Genomic DNA, 21168 nt, shown 5'->3' with positions numbered 1-21168 from the left:
TTCCGTGACCGACGTGATCTTCCCCCTCGACCCGGACAAGCCCTTCGACGACCAGGAACTCATCGGCCACAGTCGGTGGCACCCCGAGATCCCGCCGGTCGCGACGGTGCGGCCCGGCCAGACCTTCCGGGTGCACTGCCGCGAGTGGTTCGACGGCGCCATCCGGAACGACGACTCCGCCGAGGACATCCTCCGGGCGCCGTTCCACGCCGGCCACAAGCTGAGCGGACCGTTCGCGGTGGAGGGCGTGACACCGGGCGATCTCCTCGTCGTCGACATCGTGGACATCGGTCCCACCTCCACCGACGAGCTCGGCCCCCTCGCCGGCCAGGGCTGGGGATACACGGGCATCTTCTCCCCGCGCAACGGCGGCGGCTTCCTCGGCCACCACTTCCCCGACGCCTACAAGGCGATCTGGGAGTTCGGCGGCGGTCGCGCCACCTCCCGCCACATCCCCGGGGTGGGCTTCGAGGGCGCGCCGCACCCGGGTCTCATGGGGACCGCGCCGTCGCCCGCACTGTTGGCGAAGTGGAACGCGAGGGAGGCCGCGCTGGTCGCCACCAGACCCCTGCGCGTCCCACCGCTCGCGCTGCCGCCGCTGCCCGACGGCGCGCTCCTCGGGCACCTCGCGGAGGACGACGCGCCGCGCGTCGCCGCCGAGGCCGCGCAGACCGCGCCCCCGCGCGAGAACGGCGGCAACCAGGACATCAAGAACCTCACCGCCGGCAGCCGGGTCTACTACCCCGTGTTCGTCGACGGCGCGAACCTGTCGGTAGGCGACCTGCACTTCTCCCAGGGCGACGGCGAGATCACCTTCTGCGGCGCCATCGAGATGGGCGGGTACATCGACCTGCACGTCGACGTGATCCCCGGCGGCATGGACACCTACCGGATCCACGAGAGCCCGGTGTTCGTCCCCGGCGGGGGAGGGCCCCGGTACGACGACTGGATCTCGTTCTCCGGCATCTCCGTCACCGAGAAGGGCACGCAGCGCTACCTCGACCCGTACCTGTCCTACCAGCGGGCCTGCCTCCACGCGATCGACTACCTCACCACCTTCGGCTACACCCGCGAGCAGGCGTACCTGCTCATCGGCGCGGCACCGGTCGAGGGGCGCCTGTCCAGCGTGGTGGACATCCCCAACGCGTGCGCGACCCTGTACATCCCCACGGCGATCTTCGACTTCGACGTCCGGCCCGGCCCCGACGGGCCGCATCAGGTCGAGCGGGGCGCCGGCGTCCCCCGCGCCGAGGCGTCGCGGCTCCCCGACGACGAGGTCCTGCGGGCGATCCCCAAGGACAAGAGCGCGCTCCTGCCGGCGGCACGTCGGCTGGCCGGACACCGGGTGCGACCACTGCGCGACGCGGTCAGGCGGATCTGGCGCTGAGGGGTCGCCGGCGTCAGTCAGGAAACGCCTCGCCCCTCAACGGGAACGCGCGGATGACGTTGAGGACGCCGAGCACGAGCAACGAGACGGCGAAGAGCCACCACAGGAAGCCCGCGCCCCACACCGGGGTGCTGAGCAGCGCGAACCCGGCGATCACGGAGACGATCGCGAAGAGGATGGTGATCGCGGTGGAGCCGGTGTCGCCGAGCGTGAACAGCGCGGTGACGCCCTCCACGATCCACAACACGCCGATCATGACGGTGACGAACAGCGCCAGGAACAGCGCCGACTCCTGCAGTGAGGCGAACGCGTAGGCCCCCGCGAGGATGAACAGCAGGCCGAGCAGGCCGTGCCCGATCCGGCTGCCCGTCCCGTGCCGCTTGGCGAGGATCGCGACGGCGACGTACACGAGACCGCCGGCGATCGCGTACACGGCGAGCACGCCGGTCACGGCCACGGCGGTCTTGACGGGCCACAGCAGGACCGCGATCCCGAAGCCCACGGCGATGAGGCCGCCGATGAGAAGTGCGACGCGGAGCGGATTCACCCGGCGCCGGGCGTCGGGGGTGGCCGGAGTGGTCGAGGCGGTCCGGGCGGCTGACATCGCGGTGGGCTCCTATCGGACGAGGCGTTCAGGGATCCTGTGCTGGCTCGGACGTCCACGACCGGGCGCCGAGGGGGGGGAACGCGTTCCCCATTCAACGCCGCTCCCGCGCCCGCCGGTAGGGGTTCGCGCTGGCCGGGAGTCGGCGGCGCCGCGATCAGTCGGCCAGATCCGCCTCGTCGGCGGCGACGGGGCCACCCAGCTCGCCCGTGCCGTAACGGTCGAGTACCGCGCGGGACGGTGCACCCCAGCGGGTGTGCGCGGCCTGTCTGCTCATGCCGGCGGCTCGGCCGATGGTCTCCCAGGTGACACCCCAGCGGCGGAGCCCGACCACCGCGCCCAGGGCGTCGACCCCGGTGGCGTGCTCGATCCGGAACGCGAGCACCTGGACGGCCACGTGCCACTGCTCGAGCTCCGCCTCGGTCGTCGGGCGGGGACCGAGAAGGTCCTGGGCCTGCGAGAACGCCTCTCTCGCCGCCGCGGCCGAGGCGGAGCGGACGGCGTCGTCCACGGGAGTCGCCAGCGCTGTCGCGAGCGGGCCGGGGGTGGAGTGCTCGGTCATGCCGTCAACGGTAGGCTGACAGGCGAGCGGCTGTCAACGATGGGTTGACAACGGGCTCGTCGACGCCCCGTCGGCCGGTGAGGCTACTTCTCGCGCGGGACCTCGCGCAGCTCCCCGGTCGAGACGTCATCCGGTGGGCGGCGGGGCGCTTTCACTACAGAGGTGGCGAGGCCGATCAGGCGGGGGCGCGCAGCGGCGCCTCGTGCACCTCGCGGTCGAACTCCGGCAGCGGCTCGGCGGCCCGCAGGACGCGGGCGATCGCCGGATCGGCCAGGTGCATCCGGCCGATGGAGATGAGATCGAACTCGCCGCGTTCCATGCACTCGATGACCGAATCGATGTTGTCCGACGCGACGGCCGCTTTGCCCGACTTCTGCTCACGCAGGGACGTCCCGATCCCCACGCCGCCGACCGCGCCCGACGGCTTACCGGTGAGCCGGCGGGCCCATCCCGCGAGGGTCACCTTGCCGTCGTCACCCTCCAGGTTGGGGAACGCCGGATCGCTGAACCGACGCGTCGACGCGTCGAACAGGTCGACACCCGCCTCGGCGAGCGCGCCCAGGTAGACGCCCAGCTCGTCGGGGGTCGTCGCCTTGAGCACCGTGTAGTCCTGCTGGGTGTGCTGCGAGAAGCGGTAGAACAGCGGGGCGTCGGCACCGATCGCCTCGCGGACCGCCGCGACCACCGCTGCGGGGAAGCGGCTGCGCGCCGCCAGGTCGCCGCCCCACTCGTCGGTGCGCCGGTTGGTGTCGGCCCAGACGAACGCGTCGAGCAGGTACCCGTGGCCGCCGTGCAGGGTCACCCCGTCGAATCCGGCGTCCAGGGCGTAGCGCGCCGACCGGGCGAACGCGGCGATCACCTCGGCGATGTCCGCCTCGGTCATCGGCTCCACCGCCGGCGACCAGCGTTCGATGCTCCGCTCGGAGTACGTGGTGACACCCGGGGTGCCCCACAGCCCGGACGGGCGCATGGGATGCATCTCCATGAGGCGGTCGCGGTTCTCGCGGTCGAAGCGGGCGTTCGCGCCCCACAGCGGACCGACGTGCCACAGCTGCGCCATGATCCGGCCGCCCGCGGCGTGGACGGCGTCCGTCACCACGCGCCACGCCGCCACGGACTCCGGTCCGTCGAGGCGCGGGATCGCGGAGTGGTCGACCGCCGTGGGGTGGTCCACCCCGATGCCCTCGGTGACGACGAGCCCGGTCCCGCCCGCAGCGCGCGCGGAGTAGTAGTCCCGGTTGATCTCGTCGGGCAGACCGCCGGGGCAGTCCATCCGCGTCATCGGCGACATGACCAGGCGGTTGGCCAGGTGCAGGGACCGGACGTCGAGCGGCTGGAACAGTGCTTCACGACCGGGGGCGACCAGCGGAGTCATGATGCGAGACCTCGTGCTTCTCCGTGTGGCGACGGTTGTCGGCCCGCGCCGGGCTCCATCGCAGGTTGACGACTGTCAATATGAGTCGACTGTACGTGGCGCTCGCGGGAAAGTCCGCATCCGCCGCTCGGATTCCGAGGTGCGGCTCACGTTTCTTTCGCAAGCGATTGCTCGAGGCTAGCCAAGCGAACCGTAGAAGCGCCAGTCGGAGGTCAGCCGTCTGCGCGCCCGGTGACGTGACCCGCGTCAGATGAGCGGCCGCGACTCGAGGGCGGCGACCTTGCTCTCCAGGGCGAGGAGTCGACGCTCGAGTTCGGTTGGCCCCGCCGCGGGGATGCGGCCCTCGCCGGAGGGGGCCGCCGCGGACGGGGACCCCGCGCGCGCGTCGGTCCCGGACGGGCTGGGGCCGGCGGCGGTGACGGCGGCGCCGTCGAGGAACACGGTCAGGAGCGTGTCGGCGATGGTGGTTCCGCGTTCGGCCAGCGCCTCGCGGTGTTGGCGTACCGACCACCACACGCTCTCGCGGACCATCCGCGAGAACTCCTCCGGGTCGAGCCCTTCCCGTAGCTGCCCGCTGTCCCGGGCCCGCGTCGCCGTATCCAGCCAGAACCGGTTGGCCCTGCGTACGCCGTCCGCGATCTCCTCCGGCGCCTGCGGGCCGTGGTAGGCCAGCTCGTTCTGGTAGATCTCCGTCGCGTACGGGTGCTTCTCGGCCACCTCGATGGACGAGTACAGCAGCGCGCGTAGCTCCTCCCGCATTCCGCTCACGTGAGGGAGGACGGACGCGTAGAGCGCGTTCAGGTCGCGGATGAAGTCGTCCAGGATCGCGAAGGCGATGGCGTCCTTCGAGGCGAAGTGGTGATACAGGCTTCCCGACAGGAGCCCGACGCCGTCGGCGATGTCGCGCACGCTGGTGCCGCCGACCCCGCGCTCGACGAAGAGTCTGGCGGCGACGCGCTTGATCTGCTCCCGACGGGTCTCCATCAGCACATGTTTACCCCATGCCACGCCGAAAGTGCGCGCCGGGATTACCAAGCGATCGCTTGCTTGTTTGTGACGTACGGCATAGATTCGTCCCGAACCAAGAAAGTGCTTGGTTGGTTTCTGCTGAAAGGTGTGCCCTCGTGACACGTCCCGCGTCAAAGCTCCTCGCCGGAGCGCTCGCGCTGCCCCTCGTCCTCGCAGGGTGTGGAGGCCAGCAGCTCGGCGAAGAGTCCACCTCCGACGGCCCGTTCCGCGTGTTCTTCACCGCGGACATGACCGGACCGACCGCGACCCTGAGTCGTGCGCTGCTGTCCGGGATGAAGGTCGCGGTCGACGACGCCAACGCGGCGGGTGGGATCGGCGGCCGCGAGGTCGTCCTGATCGAGAACAACGACCAGAACGACCCGACGAGCGCGGTGAGTGCGCTGCAGGAGCTCATCAACTCCGGCGAGAAGCCCGACCTGGTCTATCCCGGTGGGTCCTCGGCCGTGTCGCTCTCGCTGCTGCCGATCACCACGCGCGAGGAGATCCTCTCCCTCGGCGGGACCGTCGCCTCGCAGCTCAACGACCCCGAGGCGTTCCCGTACCACTTCGGCACCGCCGAACTGACCGACGCCTATGTGCCGCCGTTCGTGCAGATCGCCGAGGAGCAGGGCTTCGAGAAGATCGCGATGATCTTCTCGAACAACCCCACGGGCCAGGCCGCGGAGGCGGCGTATCGCAAGGAGATCACGGCGGCGGGCCTCGAGTTCGTCTCGGTGGGCTACCAGCCCGAGGCGCTCGACATGACCGCTCAGCTCGAGCAGCTGCGCTCGCAGAACCCCGACGCACTCATCTTCGAGGGATACGGCACCCCGGTCCAGTACCTCATGCGGTCGCGGGCCGGCATGCGCTGGGACATCCCGAGCTTCTCCAACCAGACCTCCTCCACGTACCCCTTCGTCGAGGACTTCTCCGAGGAGCAGCTCCGCGGGGTGCAGGTCATCCAGTCCAACTGGACGGTCAACGAGGGGGAGACCCCCGCCGAGATGGTCGAGTTCATCGAGAAGGTCAAGGCCGTCCCCGAGGGCGACACCCTGCCGCAGACCGGCGTGCGTCTGCCCGCCGTCTCCGCCGCGACGGTGCAGCTCACCGCGTGGGCGGTCGAGCAGAACGGCGGCAAGACCGACACCGCCTCGATCATCGAGACCTTCTACAACGACCTGCCCGAGGAGGGCGGCGACGCCACCCCGTGGCTCACCGACTCGAAGGGACCGAACTCCTACCAGTACTCCGAGGACAATCACTTCCCGTTCAGCCCGCCGGAGATCTTCCTCTACATCGACCCGGGCATGTATGACGACGGTGGCATGTACGTGCCGGGTAAGCGGTCGTGACCACGATCTGGCAGGGCCTGGTCCTGGGCAGCCTGTACGCCCTTATCGCGACGGGGTACAACATCGTGTTGCTGTCGGCGGGGATGGTGAACTTCGCCTACGCGACGTTCCTGATGGCCGGGACGTATTCGGCGTTCGTGGTGACCGTGGAGTGGGGTCTGCCCTGGCCGGTGGGCGTGCTGCTCGGTGCGGTCGTGGTGGCGGTGCTGTCGGTGCTGATGGAGAGGTTGGCGCTGCAGAAGCTCATCGCCGAGCATCGGCATCTGACCGCGTTGATCGTGACGATCGGTGTCTCGCAGATCGTCGAGGGCGTGGTCAAGGTGATCTTCGGTGATCGGCCCCGCTCGGTGCCCACAGTGGTCACCAGTGACACCGTGCGCCTGTTGGGCGGGATCGTGCGCCCCAGTGATCTGTTGCTCATCGTGCTCGTTGTCGTCGTCGTCATCGCGTTGCACCTGACGATGACCCGCACCATGGTCGGTCTGGGGGCGTTGGCCTCGGCCGAGGATCCCGATGCCGCCGGGGCGCGCGGCATCAACGCCCGCGGGCTGGGGATGGGCGCGTTCGCCCTGTCCGGTGCGGTGGCCGGTGGGATGGGCCTGTTCGTGGCCGGGAACACCTACGCCGATGCCAACCTCGGGCACGCCCTGGCGGTGCTGGGGATCGTCGCGGTGGTCATCGGCGGCGCCGGCAACCAGCTCGGCGGGCTGATCGGCGGGTTCATCGCCGGCCTGTTGTCCGCGCTGGCCGGGCGCTATCTGGGTGCCGAGTACGCCCAGGTCGCGGTGTTCGTTCTGCTGCTGGTGATCCTGCTGGTCAAGCCCGCCGGGTTCTTCGGAGCCCCGGCACAAAGGACGGTCTGATATGTCCGCACTTCGCAAATTCGCCCCGGCCCTGCCGCTGCTGCTGGTGGTGGTGCTGCTCGTGGGGCCCTCGTTCGGTCTGATCGGGGCCGTGGCCGCCCGCGACATCATGCTCGTGGCCACCCTGGCCCTGATGGTCTCGGGCCTGAACCTGGTGCTGGGCTACGCCGGCGAACTCGCGGTGGGCCAGGTCGCGTTCTACGCGATCGGCGCCTACATCGCCGGGTTCGTCGGGATGTCGCTGGGCCAGCACGACCTGCTGGTCGGTCTGGCCGCGGTGATCGTCGGCGCCGTGATCGTCGGCCTGGTCACCGGGGTGCCCAGCCTGCGCCTGTCCGGGTGGCCGCTGGCGATGGTGACGTTCTTTTTGGTGCTGATCGTGCCCAACCTCATCGAGATCTTCTCCCGCTGGACCGGCGGCGGCCAGGGCATGGCCGTGGAGCGGGCCACCTTCTTCGGCTCGGAGCTGGGCGCCTACGGCTACTACATCGTCGTGGTCGCGGTCACCGCGATCTGGTTCCTGGTGGTGCGCAACATCATCCTGTCCCCGCACGGCACCGGCTTTCTGGTGCTGCGCCAGAGCCCGGAGCTGGCCGGCGCGCTGGGGATGTCGGTGTACCGCACCAAGCTCAAGGTGTACGTGCTGGGCACCATCGCCCCCGCCCTGGGTGGGGCACTGTTCGCGTGGATGGACGGCTTCATCGCCCCCGACTCGTTCACCTTCGGCCTGGCCATCACCCTGCTCGCGGCGTCGGTCTTCGGCGGCGGCACCTCCATCTACGGCGCACTGCTGGGCGCGGCGGTCCTGCACTTCACCGAGGACGCGCTGACCGGGTTCAACCAGTACCAGCTCATCGTCTTCGGTCTGCTGCTGGTCGTGCTCGCGATCGCCCTGCCCGACGGCGTCGTGGGCCTGGTGCGCCGCTGGCTGGGCCGCTACCTGCCCGCACCCGGCCACACCGCCGGCGCACACACCCACACCGGCGAGGCCCTCGAGCTGGACGGCCTGCGCGGCCAGCCGGTCGTGGTGGACCAGCTGGACAAGTCCTTCGGCGGCAACCACGCCGTGCGCGGGGTCAGCTTCACCGCCCGCCCGGGTGAGATCACCGCCCTGATCGGCACCAACGGCTCCGGCAAGACCACCGTGCTCAACATGATCAACGGCTTCCTGCGCCCCGACACCGGCGCCGTGCACCTGGGCCAGGGCGACGGCGCCCGCACCCTGCACACGATGAGCGTCGACGCCGTGGCCCGCGCCGGGGTGATGCGCACCTTCCAGACGCCGATCATGCCCGAGGGCGTGACCACCGTGGACTTTGTGGCGTTGGGTGGCTACCTCACCGACCCGGCCTCCCTGGCCGAGACCGTGATGCGACTGCCCGGGCACCGCCGCACGCTGCGCCAGGCCACCGCCCGCGCCGAACAGCTGCTCGGCGCCCTCGGCCTGGCCGAGATCATGGACAAGGACGTCGACTCCCTGCCCCTGGGCAACCGGCGACTGGTCGAGGTCGCCCGCTGCCTGGCCGCCTCGCCGTCGGTGCTGCTGCTCGACGAGGTCGGCTCCGGCCTGGACGAGGGCGACCTGGCCCGACTGGAGGACCTGCTTCGCCGCATCCGCGACGCCGGGGTCACCATCATCCTGGTCGAGCACAACTTCCCCCTGGTCATGCGCCTGGCCGACCACGTCCACGTCCTGTCCCGCGGCACCACCCTCGTCGAGGGCCCGCCCGAGCAGATCCGCGACCACCCCGACGTGGCGATCGAATACCTGGGCCGCGCGCCCGAGAACACCGGAGGTGCCCAGTGACCATGCTGCAGATCAACGGGCTCGGCGGCGGCTACGGCGACCTGACCGTCCTGCACGACGTCGACCTCGACGTCGCCGCCGGCACCCTGCAGGTCATCCTCGGCCGCAACGGCGCCGGCAAGACCTCGCTCATGTCCGCCATCGCCGGGCTGCTGCCCACCATCAGCTCCGGCACCGTCTCGGTGGGCGGCCGCGACATCAGCGCCCTGCCCGCCCACAAGCGCGCCGCCGCCGGGATTGGCCTGGTCCAGGAGGGCAAACGCATCTTCCGCACCCGCACCGTGGAGGAGAACCTGCTGCTGGGGACCTACTCCGGACCGGGCTGGTCGATGCGCTCGCCCCACCGCAAGAAGGCCCTGGCCGCCGCCTACGAACGGTTCCCCATCCTGCACGAGAAGCGCACCGACCGCGCCGGCGGCATGTCCGGCGGCCAGCAACAGATGCTCGCCATCGCCCAGGCCCTCGCCGCCGACCCACAGGTGCTGCTGCTCGACGAACCCTCCGCCGGCCTGGCCCCGGCCATCCGCAACGAGGTCTTCGACACCGCCCGCACCCTGCGCGACGAGGGCCTGGCCGTGGTCGTGGTGGAACAGCTCGTCGACGTGGCCCTGGACGTGGCCGACACCGTCGCGGTCCTGGACTCCGGCCGCATCGTCTCGGCCGGACCACCCGAGCAGTACCGCGACGGCGAGCTGCTGCAAGCGATCTACCTGGGAGGATGACGGTGACCGAGCAGATCACCCTGAGCAGTGGCGAGCAGGCGCTGGCGATCGAGGAGATCAGGCGCGTGTTCGCGGCCCGACTGCGGGCGCTCGACGAGAAGCGGTGGGACATCTACCCGACGCTGCACACCGACGACGTGGTGAGCGAGACCTGGGGCGGCCTGCCCGAGGACAAGCAACCGCAGACCCAGGGGACGTCGAACCGGGTGGTGGGGCCGGAGGCGCTGACGGCCGCGATCCGCGGCATGCTCGGCGGCTCGACCCACGTGACGACCGTCCACCACGGGCACGCCCCGGAGATCACCCTGACCTCCGACACCACCGCCGTCGGCATCTGGCCGATGGAGGACCGCCTGTGGTGGACCAACGACCGCGGCGAGGAGGAGTACCTCCACGGGTTCGGTCACTACCACGAGGAATACCGGAAGGTCGACGGCCACTGGCTCATCAGCTACCGACGGCTGACCCGCCTGCGCGAGGACCACAGCCCCGGGTTCTTCGACTACATGCAGCCCCTCTGACCCACCGGTCCGCGCGTGTCACCGAGAGCGTTCCGCACACATCGCCCCAGCGGCGGGTGCGCGGAACGCTCTGGCGCGTCCGGGGGATCAGCGCGAGAGTCGGCGGGCCAGGTGCTCGCGCAGGTCCTCGAAGTGCCGCTCGGCCGCGGCCTCGTCGTACATCGAGGTGTCCGCCATGGAATACCCGTGGGGCGCGCCCGGGTAGACGGCCTGGTCGAGCGCGACCCCGGACTCGCGCGCGAGCGAGGTGATGGCGTCCATCCCTTCCGGCGGCATCGACGGGTCCTCGTCGGCGTGACGCAGCAGGACCGCGGCGCGCGTGGTGGCCAGGCTGCGGTGCGGGCTGTCCGGCTCCTCGGTGACGAGCCCGCCGCCGTGGAAGCCGCCGACCGCGGCGACAAGGTCGGGGTGGTCGCCGCCGGCGCGCAGGGCCAGACGGGCACCCATGCAGTACCCGATGACCCCCACGTCCCCGGCGACGCCGGGCAGGGAGGTCAGGGCCTCGAGGTAGGCGGCGGTGTCGAGGCGGGACAGCTGTGAGGTGAGGGCGTTCATGCGCGGCACGGCCGTCTCGAGGTACGCGTCGCGCTCTCCCGGCTCGCGCAGGTCCGTGGTGGGTGCGAGCTCGGCGACGGTGCCGGCGCGGTAGAAGACGTTCGGGACGAGGACGACGTAGCCCCAGCTCGCGATCCGGTCGGCCATCGCGTGGATCCGCGGTCGCGGGCCGAAGATGTCGGGGAACAGCAGCACGCCCGGCAGGTCCCGGTCGGCCGCGCCGGGACGGGAGACGAACGCCTCCGCGGTCCCGTCGGCGGTGTCGATGCGCAGGTCTTCGGTCATGGCGGCTCCCGGTGTCGCGGTCGTCTCTGCGGTGTCGCCCCCGACCGTACTGGCGACCGCGCTCAGCCGCGGGCGGCGCGGACGGCCTCGCGGGCGTCGCGGGCCGTGTCGCTGTCCAGGGCGACGCGGGCGAGCTCGCGGCACTGCTCGAGCGTGACCCCGGCCAGTGCCGCGCCGACGTGCGGCAGGGCGGCGGTGGCCGCGGACAGCGAGGTCACGCCGAGACCCAGCAACACCACCGCGAGGTCGGGGTCGGCCGCGGCCTCGCCGCACACCCCCACGGGGATCGAGCGCCCGTCGGGCGAGGCGGCCGCGGCCTCGGCGACGCCCCGGATGAGGCGGAGCACGGCGGGCTGCCACGGGTCGGTGAGCGCGGCCAGATCGGGCGACATGCGGTCGGCGGCCATGACGTACTGGGTGAGGTCGTTGGTGCCGATCGACAGGAAGTCCACGTGCGGCAGGAAGCGGTCCACCGCCACGGCGACGGACGGCACCTCGACCATGATCCCGGGCGTGAGGCCCCGGCTGCGGCAGCGCTCGGCGAAGTCGCGGGCCTCGTCGACAGTGGCCACCATGGGAGCCATGACCCACGGCGAGGACTGGGCGCCACCGACCTGCCGCCCGGCCGCGGCGAGGGCGTCGAGCTGCCGGTCGAGGAGTCCGCGGTCGATGAGGTCCACGCGGATGCCGCGCACGCCGAGCGCCGGGTTGTCCTCCTCGGTCATGCCCGCGAACGCCAACGGCTTGTCGGAGCCGGCGTCGAGGGTGCGGGTGACGACGCGCGCGTCGGGGAAGGCGCCGAGGACGCGGGCGTAGAGCTCGACCTGCTCGTCGTGGGTCGGCTCGGCGGCGCGGTCGAGGAACGCCAGCTCGGTCCGGAACAGGCCGATGCCACCGGCCGGGCCCGCGGCCGCGGCCTCCGCGCTCTCGCCGTCCTGGACGTTGGCGAGCAGGGAGACGGGACGACCGTCGGCGAGCGCGGCGGGCCCGGTCCAGGTCGCGGCGGCCGCGCGGGTGCGGCGGTCCGCCTCGGCCGCCGCCGCTGCCGGCCCCTCCTCGGGCTCGACCGTGACGGTGCCGGCTCCGGCGTCCACGAGGACGGTGGTGCCGTCGGCGACGGCGGACAGGCCGCCGGCGGCGACCATGCAGGGGATGCCGAGCTGGCGGGCGATGATCGCGGTGTGCGAGGTGGGGCCGCCGTGCTCGCAGACGATCGCCAGCACCAGCGACGGGTCGAGGCCGGCGGTGTCGGCGGGCGCGAGGTCGTCGGCCAGCAGGACGCTCGGCTCGTCGAGCGCGGGGATCCCGGGTTCGGGCAGGCCGCGCAGCTCGGCCACCACGCGGGCGCAGAGGTCGCGCAGGTCGGTGATGCGTTCGGCCTGCCGGCCGCCGATCTTGGCGAACTTGGCGGCGAAGCTCTCGGTGGCGGCGACCGCCGCGGCCTCGACCGCCGCGCCCTTCGTCAACTCCTTGGTGACCTCCTTGGCCCAGCCGCGGTCGCGGGCGAGGACGGCGTTGGCGGTGAGTACCTCCGCGCTGACGCCGGTGGCCAGGGCGGCCCGCTGGTCGAGGCGGTCGGCGACCGTGGCCGCCGCGGCGGCGAAGCACTCCCGGCCGCGCTCGACGGCCTCCTCGTCCACCGCGCCCGGGGATCCCACCGCGCCCGGGGATCCGGCCGGGGCCGGTCCGCCGAGGGCGTCGGGCCGGACCACCCACCGGGCGGGGGCGTAGGCGAGTCCGGCGACCACGCCGGTGCCGCGGATGACCGCTCCGGCCTTCGACTGCTGCGACATTGCGAACTCCTAGCGGACCGGACGCCCGCGCCCGGCCGATCGAGTGGATATGTGACGAGAATAACGAAACCCGCTTGACTTTCCAACCGTTTCGGGCAGAATTCAACACACTCGGTCACAGGCGAAAGGCTCACCATGTACGGCAGCGAGCGACGACGGCGCATCATGGAGACCCTCGCCGCCTCCGGGCGGGTCACCGTGGCCGAGCTCGCCGCGGACCTGGACGTGAGCGCGGAGACCATCCGCCGCGACCTGTCGGTGCTGGAGTCGGAGGGCCACCTCGAGCGCACCCACGGCGGGGCGGTCCCGGCCGTCCCGGGTGGGCGGGTGGAGCGGACACTGGCCGCGCGTCGCTCGGAGAACGTCGAGGCCAAATCGGCGATCGGCCGGGCCGCGCTGCGACTGCTGCCCGGCCGCGGCGGGGCCGTCCTGGTGGACGCGGGTTCCACCACGGCCGCGCTGGCCGAGGCGCTGCCCGCCGACCACGGGCTCACGCTCATCACCAACTCCGTGCCCGTCGCCGACGGACTGCACCGCGCGGCGGCCGACGACCTGCACGTGCTCGGCGGGACCGTCCGCGGCCTCACCGGCGCGTGCGTGGGCCCGTCGGTGCTGCGGGCGCTCGACGCGATCCGGGTGGACGTGGCGTTCATCGGCGCCAACGGCCTGCACCCCGACCGCGGCCTCACCACCCAGGACCCGGACGAGGCGGCGGTGAAGAACGCCATGTGCGGCGCCGCTCGGCGGGTCGTGGTGCTGGCCGACTCGAGCAAGTTCGGGCACGAGTTCCTGGTCTCGTTCGCGTGCCTCGACCAGGTCGACGTCCTCGTCACCGACGCGCCCCCGCCCGGCCAGCTCGCCGCCGCGCTGGACTCCCACGGAATCGAGGTCGTGCTCCCATGATCGTCACGCTCACCCTGAACCCGTCGGTGGACCGCACCGCCCACCTGCCCGCGCCGCTGGTGGTGGGCGGCGTCAACCGCATCGCGTCGGTCGACGACTCGCCGGGCGGCAAGGGCGTCAACGTCGCCCGCGTCGTGGCGGCCGGCGGCGTGGAGGCGCGCGCGGTGTTCCCCGCGCCGCCCGGGGACCCGTTCGTGACGATGTGCGCGGCGTCCGGCGTCGCGACGTCGGTGGTGCCGGCGACCGGCGGGGTGCGGGTCAACCTCACCCTCGCCGACCCCGACGGCACCACGACCAAGATCAACGCCCCGGGGCCCGAGCTCGACCCCGCCACGCTCGAGCGGGTCCGCTCCACGGTGGCCGACCTCGCCCGCGACGCGCAGTGGGTGGTGCTGTGCGGGTCCGTGCCGCGTGGCGTCGAGGCCGACGTCTACGCCGACCTTGTCACCGCCCTGCGCCCGGCGGGGGCGCGCCTCGCCGTCGACACCTCCGACGCGCCCCTGGCCGCGCTCGCCGCGCGCCTGCCCGACGCGGCGCCGGACCTGGTCAAACCCAACGGTGAGGAGCTCGGCCAGCTCGCCGGCGTCGACGGCGCCGAGCTGGAGCGCCGCGCCGCCCGCGGTGACACCGCCCCCGTGGTGGCCGCCGCCCGCGCCCTGCGCGACCGTGGCGTCGGCGCGGTCCTGGTCACCCTGGGCGGCGCGGGAGCGGTCCTGGTCGACGACGACGAGACGTGGTTCGCGAACACCCCCGCCGTGCAGGTCAGGTCCACGGTCGGGGCCGGCGACTCCGCGCTCGCGGGATATCTGCTCGCCGGGGCCCGCGGACTCCCGCCGCGGGACCGGCTGGCGTGGGCGGTCTGCCACGGCAGCGTGGCCGCCTCCCTGCCCGGCACCGGGCTGCCGCTCGGCCTGGACCCCGCCACCTTCCGGCCCACCCTCAGACGCCTCGACTGAGGCCCCTCGTCCCCGCCCCACCCCTTCTCATCACGACACGGAGCACGGCCATGAACCAGCCCATCATCGAGACCGCCGCCGTGCGGCTCGACGCCGACCTCGGCGGCACCAAGCAGGAGGTGATCCGGGCGCTCGCCCGGACCCTCGTCGACGCCGGCCGCGCCGACGATCACGACGCCCTCGTCCGCGACCTGCTCGCCCGCGAGGACAAGGCCGCCACCGGGATGAAGGGCGGGATCGCGATCCCGCACTGCAAGTCCGAGGCGGTGACCTCCCCGAGCCTGGCGTTCGCCCGCCTCGACCCGCCCGTCGACTTCGGGGCCAAGGACGGGCCCGCCGACCTGGTGCTGATGATCGGCGCCCCCGCCGGCGGCGGCAAGGAGCATCTGACGCTGCTCGCCACGCTCGCGCGCAATCTCGTGCGGGCCGAGTTCGTGGACTCGCTGCGGGCCGCGGCCACGCCCGAGGAGGCGGTCGCGACCATCGAGGACGTGCTCGTCGGCCAGGGGCGGAAGACCTCGTCGTCGTCCTCGTCGTCGCCCGCTCCCTCGGCGCCCGGCGCCGGTGCGGCGACCACGGCCGACGGCGAGGCGACCACGGCCGACGGTGCGGGCACCCCGCCCACCGCCGGAGGCGACGCGCCGCTGCGCCTGGTCGCGGTGACCGCGTGCCCGACCGGCATCGCCCACACCTACATGGCCGCCGACTCCCTCGCCCAGGCCGCGCAGGCCCGCGGCGTCGACCTGCAGGTCGAGACCCAGGGCTCGGCCGGCGCCACGCCGCTCGACCCGGGCGTCATCGAGGCGGCCGACGCGGTCGTGTTCGCCACCGACGTCGGCGTCCGCGACCGCGGCCGATTCGCGGGCAAACCCGTCGTCGAGTACGGCGTGAAGAAGGCCATCGACGCCCCCGACCGCGTCCTCGACGAGGCCCTGGCCGCCGCGCGCGACCCCCGCGCCCGGCGCGTGTCCGCCGACTCCGGGGATGGCGCGGGCACCGGCTCGGGCGGGTCGGGCACGTCCGGCGCCGACGAGCACTGGGCCCGCGGCCTGCAGCGCGCCGTCATGACGGGCGTGTCCTACATGATCCCGTTCGTCGCCGCGGGCGGCCTGCTCCTCGCGCTGGGCTTCCTCTTCGCCGGCTACGACGTCGCGTTCGTGTGGCAGGAGCTGTCCACCTCGTTCACCCTCACCGACCTGCCCGGCGAGGTCTGGTACCTCGACGGTGAGATCGTCTCCGCCGGCACCGCCGGCGCCGAGGTGCTCACCCACACCGGACTACGCCTCTACCTCGGTGCGGTGCTGTTCGCGATCGGGCAGGCCGCGATGGGCTTCATGATCGCCGTCCTGTCCGGCTACATCGCCTACGGCCTGGCCGACCGCCCCGGCATCGCGCCCGGCTTCGTCGGCGGCGCACTGTCCGCGACCCTCGGTGCCGGCTTCATCGGTGCCCTGGTCACCGGCATCCTCGCCGGCTACCTCGTGCGCTGGATGACCACGTGGAAGACCCCGCGCTGGCTCTCCGGACTCATGCCCGTCGTGCTCATCCCGCTCATCGGCTCGCTGGCGATCGGCCTGCTCATGTTCCTGCTGCTCGGCCGCCCGCTGGCCGCGCTCACCGAGGCCATGGAGTCGTGGCTCGGCGGCATGACCGGCTCCTCGGTGATCCTGCTCGGCGTCATCCTGGGCCTCATGATGTGCTTCGACCTCGGCGGGCCCGTCAACAAGGCCGCCTACACCTTCGCCACCGCCGGCCTCGTGGCCGACAACCCGGCCACCCTGCGGATCATGGCCGCCGTCATGGCCGCGGGCATGGTGCCGCCGCTGGCGATGGGCCTGGCCACGGTCGTGCGCAAGCGCCTGTTCAGCCCGGCCGAGCAGGAGAACGGCCGCGCCGCGTTCCTGCTGGGCGCCAGCTTCATCACCGAGGGCGCCATCCCGTTCGCCGCCGCCGATCCGCTCCGCGTCATTCCGTCGATGATGGCCGGCGGCGCCGTCACCGGCGCGCTCATCATGGCGTTCTCCGTGGAGTCGTACGCGCCGCACGGTGGACTGTTCGTGGTGTTCGCGATCAGCCCGGTGTGGGGCTACCTCGTGGCCATCCTCGCCGGCACGCTCGTCGCCTGCGCGGCCGTGGTCACCGCCAAGTCCGCCCGCCGCACCCCGGCTGCGGCGCCGACCGCCGCGGCCGAGCCGGTCGCGGCCTGACCGACCGCACTGCACGATGGCGGGAGAGACCGGCCCCCGTGCCCCCGCCACCCACCCCACAGGAGGAGCCATCATGGCCAGCAAGACCGTCATCGTCGGATCGGCCGAGGGCCTGCACGCCCGCCCGGCCGGCGTCATCGCCGAGGCCGCCGAGAAGTACGACACGGACATCGAGATCACCTTCGACGGCGAGGAGGCCGACGCCGCCTCCGCCATGCTCATCATGGCGCTCGGCGCGGAGAAGGGCGCCGAGGTCACGGTGAGCGGCGACGACGCCGACGCCGTGGCCGCGATCGCCGCCCTCATCGAGCAGGACCTCGACGCCGACTGACGGCCCTGCGGGCGGGGCGCAGGGCGTCGTGCTCAGACGTCCACGGTCTCCGAGGCGCCCGAGCGGGCCAGGGCCGCGAGCTGGCGGGTCGTCGCGCCCGGCAGGTACGCCCGGCCGATCGCCACACCGATCCGCGGCAGGTCCGCCTCGTCGCGGAAACACAGGTAGACGGGCTCGATCCTCGGATTGAACTTCGCCTTGAAGTGGTGCAGCGACCGGAACCCGTAGTAGGGCTCGAGCGCCTGACCCAGCAGATCGAGTCCGCGGTCGAGAACGGCCACCTCGTCGTCGTCGCCACTACGCGCCAACGGGGCGCCGGACAACGAGACGAAGTCCGCCCCCTCGTCCTTGAACTCCAGCGCCGAACGGGCGATGAGGAACTCGACCATGTTGTTCGCGCCCGGGCCGTTGCGCTTGCGCATGAGGTCCAGCGTCCAGCCGCGCACGCCACCGTCGGGCCCGCCGCGGTACACCGGCAGCCACGACAGCGCGGCCTGAACGACCCCGTCGGAGTCCACGGCCAGGGCGATGCGGACGTCGTCGTCGAGCGCCTCCTCCACCGTGCCCAGCGTGAAGCCCATCTCCGGCAGTTCCTTGTCCCCGACCCACTGCTCGGAGATGGCCCGCACCTGCGCCACCACGGACGCCGGTTGCTCGCGCAGCAGGCCGGAGACGAACGTCGTGCCGCTCTTGGTGGCCTTGTTCATGGCGGTGCGGATCTTCTGCCACTTCTTCCCGCTGAACTCCAGGTCGGGCAGGTCCATGAGGGTGTCCTCGGCGATCTGCAGCGCCCGCCAGCCGTGCGCGCGCATCCGCTCCGCGGTCTCGCCCGAGACCGAGAACAGGCACGGCACCGCGGCCTGGGACTCGGCGAAGTCGACGAACGAGGCGAGGAGCGTGTCACGGTCCGCGGGGTCCGCCACCGGGTCGGCCAGCGCGATGATGGTGCCCACGTGCATGCGGTAGCCCACGACGCCGGTGGGCTCGGCGGACGCGCCGTCGCGGCCACCGCCGAAGAAGTAGTTCATCGGCTGCCACGTGATCATCCACGACATCGTGCTGCCGCCGTGGCGCCGGATGAGCGTGCGGACCCGCTCCACCACGTCGTCCGAGTGCAGGGCGGAGCCGGTGACACGCCGCCGGATCCGCACCCCGAACGCGCCGCGGCCCACGACCAGCAGGACGGCCTCGCCCGCCCACAACAGGCCGGTGCCGAGGGTGACCGCGCCGAGCGACTCGACGTCGGCCGCGATGACGAGGGCGACGACGACGAGCGTGGCGGTCGCGGTGACCACCGCATACGCCAGGGCCACGCCCCACGCGATCCGGTACCCGCGGCGGAGCAGCTCGGCGGTCGCCGCGGCGATGAGGACGGACGCGAGCATGCCGACCAGGCTCACGTCGTCGGCCTCCGTCGGGCCGAGGGGGCCGTCGGACGGCAGGACGTACACCACCACGTGGACCGCGGCGATGAACCACATGCCCGCCGAGACCACCAGCCGGGTCTCCCGCCGCGTGCGGGGCGCCAGACCCCGCTCGGAGCGGGAGAAGAACCGCTCGCCGACGAACAGGAACACCACGAAGGCGATGAGGTGGGTGAGGTCGGCGAGACTGCCGATGAACAGGAACGACACGATCACGTAGCCGTACAGCACCGCGCGGGCCCGGAGCCGCCACGGCGAGACGAGGGTGGCGGTCGCGGCGGTGAGGACCGCGATCACCGCGGTCGTACAGCCGACGTCCAGGAGCACGGACAACTCGGTGGCCCACTCCCACCCCGCGGCGTTCCCGGGCACGATCACCGCGACCGCGCCGAGCACGCCGACGAGCTGGCCGGCCGCGGCGACCATCGCCGTGCGGGCGGGGCCGAGCCGCCATTCGCCCACACCGATCCCCGCCGCCACCAGGACGAGCAGCGAGATGTGCTGCAGCGGCGTGAGCCCGAACCAGGGCCCGGTGACCAGCGTCCACCACCGGCCGCCCTCCAGCGCGGGGACGCCGTAGGCGACATCGGGGAACCACGGCGCGTGCCGGGCGCTGCGCCACAGGGTCTCGAACACCACGCCGGTGACCAGCAGGGCCGCGACGATCGCCGCCGTGACGGGCAGGCGCCGCGCGGCGGTGGCGACCGCGTGGCCCGCGGTGGCCAGCGGAGAGCGGGCGGCGGGTTCGTCGGTCTTCTCGGTGATCTGTTCGGCGCTCACAGTCGCAGCACCCGCCCGCACACCACGAGGTGCACCTCGTCGCAGCACTCGGCGACGGTCTGGTTGAGGGCGCCGAGCAGGTCGCGGAACACCGCGCCGGAGCGGTAGGGCGGGACGACCCCCGAGCCGACCTCGTTGGTCACCAGCACCACGTCGGTCCGCGCCTCGAGCGCCGCGCAGAGGACGTCGGTCCGCTCGTCGACGGCGGCGCGGGCCTCGTCGACGGGGGCGTCCCACAGGCCGAGGTCGTCCACGGTCGCGGTGAGCCAGGTGCCCAGGCAGTCCACGAGGACCGGCCCCGGCGCCTCGCGCAGGGCGGTGGCCACGTCGGGGGACTCCACCGTGCGCCACGACGAGGGCCGGTGGGCGCGGTGGTGGGCTACGCGCTTGGCCCAGTCGGGGTCGTCGAGCTCGTCGGCGGGGCGGCCCGGGGCCACGAACGTCACGGGCGTCGCTCCGGTGCCCGCGGCACCCGTGGCGGCGTCGGCCTCGCCGCCGGCGAGCAGCCGCACTGCGTGCCGGGACTTGCCGGACCGGACGCCTCCGGTCACCAGGACACGCATCAGCGTCGCCGGGCCGACCCGCGCGCGGGCACTATCGCCGTCCGCGGGTGAAGTAGAGGAGCGGACCGATGAAGTTGATCACGATGATCGCGGCCCACTTGCCCTTGGAGCCGTTGACCTGCGCGGCGGGCCGCGCGGCCAGGTCCGCCCACGCGGACACCGCGAGGGACACCTGGAGGGCGACCAGCGCCCACAGGCCCGCCCGCTGGGCGTCACTCAGTTCGCTGATGCGCTTCTTCCGGGCCATGCCGGTCTCCTCACGTCGATTCGGTGATCCGACTCTAGAGGGTCCCGGGGCGGCGCGACCGGCCGATCGCGGTGTCCGTGTGCGGGATTTCCGGGCAGGAGCCGAGACCGGAAGCGCGAGCCGGGGTACCACCCGGCGAACAGCAGCACGAGGATCGCCAGGTCCACGACGTCGCCGCCGTAGTACATGAGCTGGGCGCCGACGCGGGCGTCCGCCGGGTCGACCCCGGCCGGCGGGTGGGCGTACAGCCACTTGCCCAGGATCGAGTGGGCGCCGATGAACAGGACGAGCACGGTGGCTCTCGCGCGGAGAGTCGCGCGGTGCGGGTTCGGGTCGGGGCCGATCACGGCGACGGTGAAGGCGATACCCGCGAGCAGCACGTGGGCGTGGACGGCCGCGTGCACCGCCGGGGAGGCGTGCATGTGTGCGAACAGGTCGGTGGCGTAGAGCAGCCACAGGCCGCCCGCGTTGAGGACGGCCGCGACGACCGGGTGGGTCACCACGCGCGCGGGCGGCGAGCGCAGGACCGTCGAGAGGGTCCGCGCGCCGCCGGCCGGCAGCGTCCGCAGGGCCAGCGTGACCGGCGCGGCGAGGACCACCAGCAGCGGGCCGATCATGCCGAGCAGCAGGTGGCCGGCCATGTGGGCGGTGAAATCGTGGCGTGCGGCCTCGGCGAGCGGGCCGGCCCAGGCCAGGCCCACGCACGAGAGCCCGGCGATCCACGCGGCGGTGCGCCACCGGGCCCACGGTCCGCGTACGCGGTGCCGCCGGACGCCGAGCAGATAGGCGGCCAGGGCGACGGCGAGCACGGCCGGGCCGGCGGCCTCGACCACCCACCACGCCGCCGACTCCGCGGCACCCGTCTCGAACCCCTCGTGTCCTGTGTGGCCCCCGTGCCCGGCGGGGTCGTGTCCGGACTCCAC

General features: G+C 72.7%; 20 protein-coding genes. 10 read left to right on the top strand and 10 right to left on the bottom strand.

Annotated elements, in window-relative coordinates; genetic code table 11:
* The first annotated feature begins 4 nt into the window (after positions 1–4).
* Complete coding sequence (gene fmdA, locus RWK90_RS07725; protein ID WP_314036465.1) at positions 5–1387, top strand: formamidase; 1383 nt, start codon at positions 5–7, stop codon at positions 1385–1387.
* Between the two features lie 13 nt (positions 1388–1400).
* Here fmdA and RWK90_RS07720 read toward each other — a convergent pair whose 3' ends face one another.
* The 4 genes from RWK90_RS07720 to RWK90_RS07705 all read right to left on the bottom strand — a co-directional run bounded on the left by RWK90_RS07720 (position 1401) and on the right by RWK90_RS07705 (position 4912).
* Positions 1401–1991, bottom strand: a complete 591-nt coding sequence (locus RWK90_RS07720; RefSeq protein WP_314036463.1) for a DUF308 domain-containing protein — start codon at positions 1989–1991, stop codon at positions 1401–1403.
* Positions 1992–2148: 157 nt separating this feature from the next.
* Positions 2149–2553 carry a hypothetical protein gene (locus tag RWK90_RS07715; RefSeq protein ID WP_314036461.1) on the bottom strand — a complete coding sequence of 135 codons (405 nt, stop codon included), beginning with the start codon at positions 2551–2553 and terminating at the stop codon, positions 2149–2151.
* A gap of 175 nt (positions 2554–2728) precedes the next feature.
* On the bottom strand, positions 2729–3928 hold the full coding sequence (locus tag RWK90_RS07710) for a 12-oxophytodienoate reductase (protein ID WP_314036459.1): 1200 nt from the start codon (positions 3926–3928) through the stop codon (positions 2729–2731).
* Positions 3929–4174: 246 nt separating this feature from the next.
* Positions 4175–4912, bottom strand: a complete 738-nt coding sequence (locus RWK90_RS07705) for a helix-turn-helix domain-containing protein (RefSeq protein ID WP_314036457.1) — start codon at positions 4910–4912, stop codon at positions 4175–4177.
* A 140-nt stretch (positions 4913–5052) separates the two neighbouring features.
* Here RWK90_RS07705 and RWK90_RS07700 point away from each other — a divergent pair, with 140 nt between their 5' ends.
* From RWK90_RS07700 to RWK90_RS07680, 5 genes are read left to right on the top strand one after another with little or no spacing between them, the layout of a single operon-like run.
* The gene (locus RWK90_RS07700; protein ID WP_314036455.1) at positions 5053–6288 is read left to right on the top strand and encodes an ABC transporter substrate-binding protein; all 1236 of its coding nucleotides are present in this window, start codon (positions 5053–5055) and stop codon (positions 6286–6288) included.
* Positions 6285–7151 (top strand): branched-chain amino acid ABC transporter permease, encoded by an 867-nt coding sequence (locus RWK90_RS07695; RefSeq protein WP_314036453.1) that lies wholly within the window; start codon positions 6285–6287, stop codon positions 7149–7151. The genes RWK90_RS07700 and RWK90_RS07695 overlap by 4 nt, the downstream gene beginning before the upstream one ends.
* Position 7152: 1 nt before the next feature.
* Positions 7153–8958, top strand: a complete 1806-nt coding sequence (locus tag RWK90_RS07690) for an ABC transporter permease subunit (RefSeq protein ID WP_314036451.1) — start codon at positions 7153–7155, stop codon at positions 8956–8958.
* 2 nt (positions 8959–8960) lie between these two features.
* Positions 8961–9680, top strand: a complete 720-nt coding sequence (locus RWK90_RS07685) for an ABC transporter ATP-binding protein (protein WP_314037088.1) — start codon at positions 8961–8963, stop codon at positions 9678–9680.
* Positions 9677–10201, top strand: coding sequence for a nuclear transport factor 2 family protein (locus RWK90_RS07680; RefSeq protein WP_314036450.1), 525 nt, complete (start codon positions 9677–9679; stop codon positions 10199–10201). The genes RWK90_RS07685 and RWK90_RS07680 overlap by 4 nt, the downstream gene beginning before the upstream one ends.
* A gap of 87 nt (positions 10202–10288) precedes the next feature.
* Here the strand turns inward: RWK90_RS07680 and RWK90_RS07675 are convergent, their stop codons facing one another.
* Complete coding sequence (locus tag RWK90_RS07675) at positions 10289–11041, bottom strand: dienelactone hydrolase family protein (protein WP_314036448.1); 753 nt, start codon at positions 11039–11041, stop codon at positions 10289–10291.
* 62 nt (positions 11042–11103) lie between these two features.
* Positions 11104–12834 carry a putative PEP-binding protein gene (locus tag RWK90_RS07670; RefSeq protein WP_314036446.1) on the bottom strand — a complete coding sequence of 577 codons (1731 nt, stop codon included), beginning with the start codon at positions 12832–12834 and terminating at the stop codon, positions 11104–11106.
* A 135-nt stretch (positions 12835–12969) separates the two neighbouring features.
* Between RWK90_RS07670 and RWK90_RS07665 the strand changes: the two genes are divergently transcribed.
* The 4 genes from RWK90_RS07665 (at position 12970) to RWK90_RS07650 (ending at position 17231) form a co-directional block, all read left to right on the top strand.
* Positions 12970–13737, top strand: coding sequence for a DeoR/GlpR family DNA-binding transcription regulator (locus RWK90_RS07665; protein WP_314036444.1), 768 nt, complete (start codon positions 12970–12972; stop codon positions 13735–13737).
* Entirely contained in the window at positions 13734–14693 is a 960-nt protein-coding gene (locus tag RWK90_RS07660; protein WP_314036442.1) for a 1-phosphofructokinase family hexose kinase, read from the top strand. The genes RWK90_RS07665 and RWK90_RS07660 overlap by 4 nt, the downstream gene beginning before the upstream one ends.
* Before the next feature lie 50 nt (positions 14694–14743).
* A complete protein-coding gene (locus RWK90_RS07655; RefSeq protein WP_314036440.1) occupies positions 14744–16900 on the top strand; it encodes a fructose-specific PTS transporter subunit EIIC in 2157 nt (718 codons plus the stop codon).
* A gap of 73 nt (positions 16901–16973) precedes the next feature.
* Complete coding sequence (locus RWK90_RS07650) at positions 16974–17231, top strand: HPr family phosphocarrier protein (RefSeq protein ID WP_314036438.1); 258 nt, start codon at positions 16974–16976, stop codon at positions 17229–17231.
* 32 nt (positions 17232–17263) lie between these two features.
* On the opposite strand, the gene RWK90_RS07645 is transcribed toward RWK90_RS07650, so the two are convergent.
* The 4 genes from RWK90_RS07645 to RWK90_RS07630 are packed head-to-tail and all read right to left on the bottom strand — an operon-like array spanning position 17264 to position 21168.
* Positions 17264–19435, bottom strand: a complete 2172-nt coding sequence (locus RWK90_RS07645; RefSeq protein ID WP_314036436.1) for a DUF2156 domain-containing protein — start codon at positions 19433–19435, stop codon at positions 17264–17266.
* Positions 19432–19998, bottom strand: a complete 567-nt coding sequence (locus RWK90_RS07640) for a bifunctional adenosylcobinamide kinase/adenosylcobinamide-phosphate guanylyltransferase (RefSeq protein ID WP_314036434.1) — start codon at positions 19996–19998, stop codon at positions 19432–19434. Before RWK90_RS07640 ends, RWK90_RS07645 begins: the two co-directional genes overlap by 4 nt.
* Positions 19999–20029: 31 nt before the next feature.
* Entirely contained in the window at positions 20030–20245 is a 216-nt protein-coding gene (locus tag RWK90_RS07635; protein WP_314036432.1) for a hypothetical protein, read from the bottom strand.
* On the bottom strand, positions 20215–21168 hold the full coding sequence (locus RWK90_RS07630; RefSeq protein ID WP_314036430.1) for a cytochrome c oxidase assembly protein: 954 nt from the start codon (positions 21166–21168) through the stop codon (positions 20215–20217). Before RWK90_RS07630 ends, RWK90_RS07635 begins: the two co-directional genes overlap by 31 nt.

This window comes from Dietzia sp. CH92, from assembly GCF_032248695.1.
Lineage (GTDB): Bacteria > Actinomycetota > Actinomycetes > Mycobacteriales > Mycobacteriaceae > Dietzia.
The sequence above is the reverse complement of the archived record's forward strand: the minus strand, read 5'-3'. Positions and strand labels throughout refer to the sequence as shown.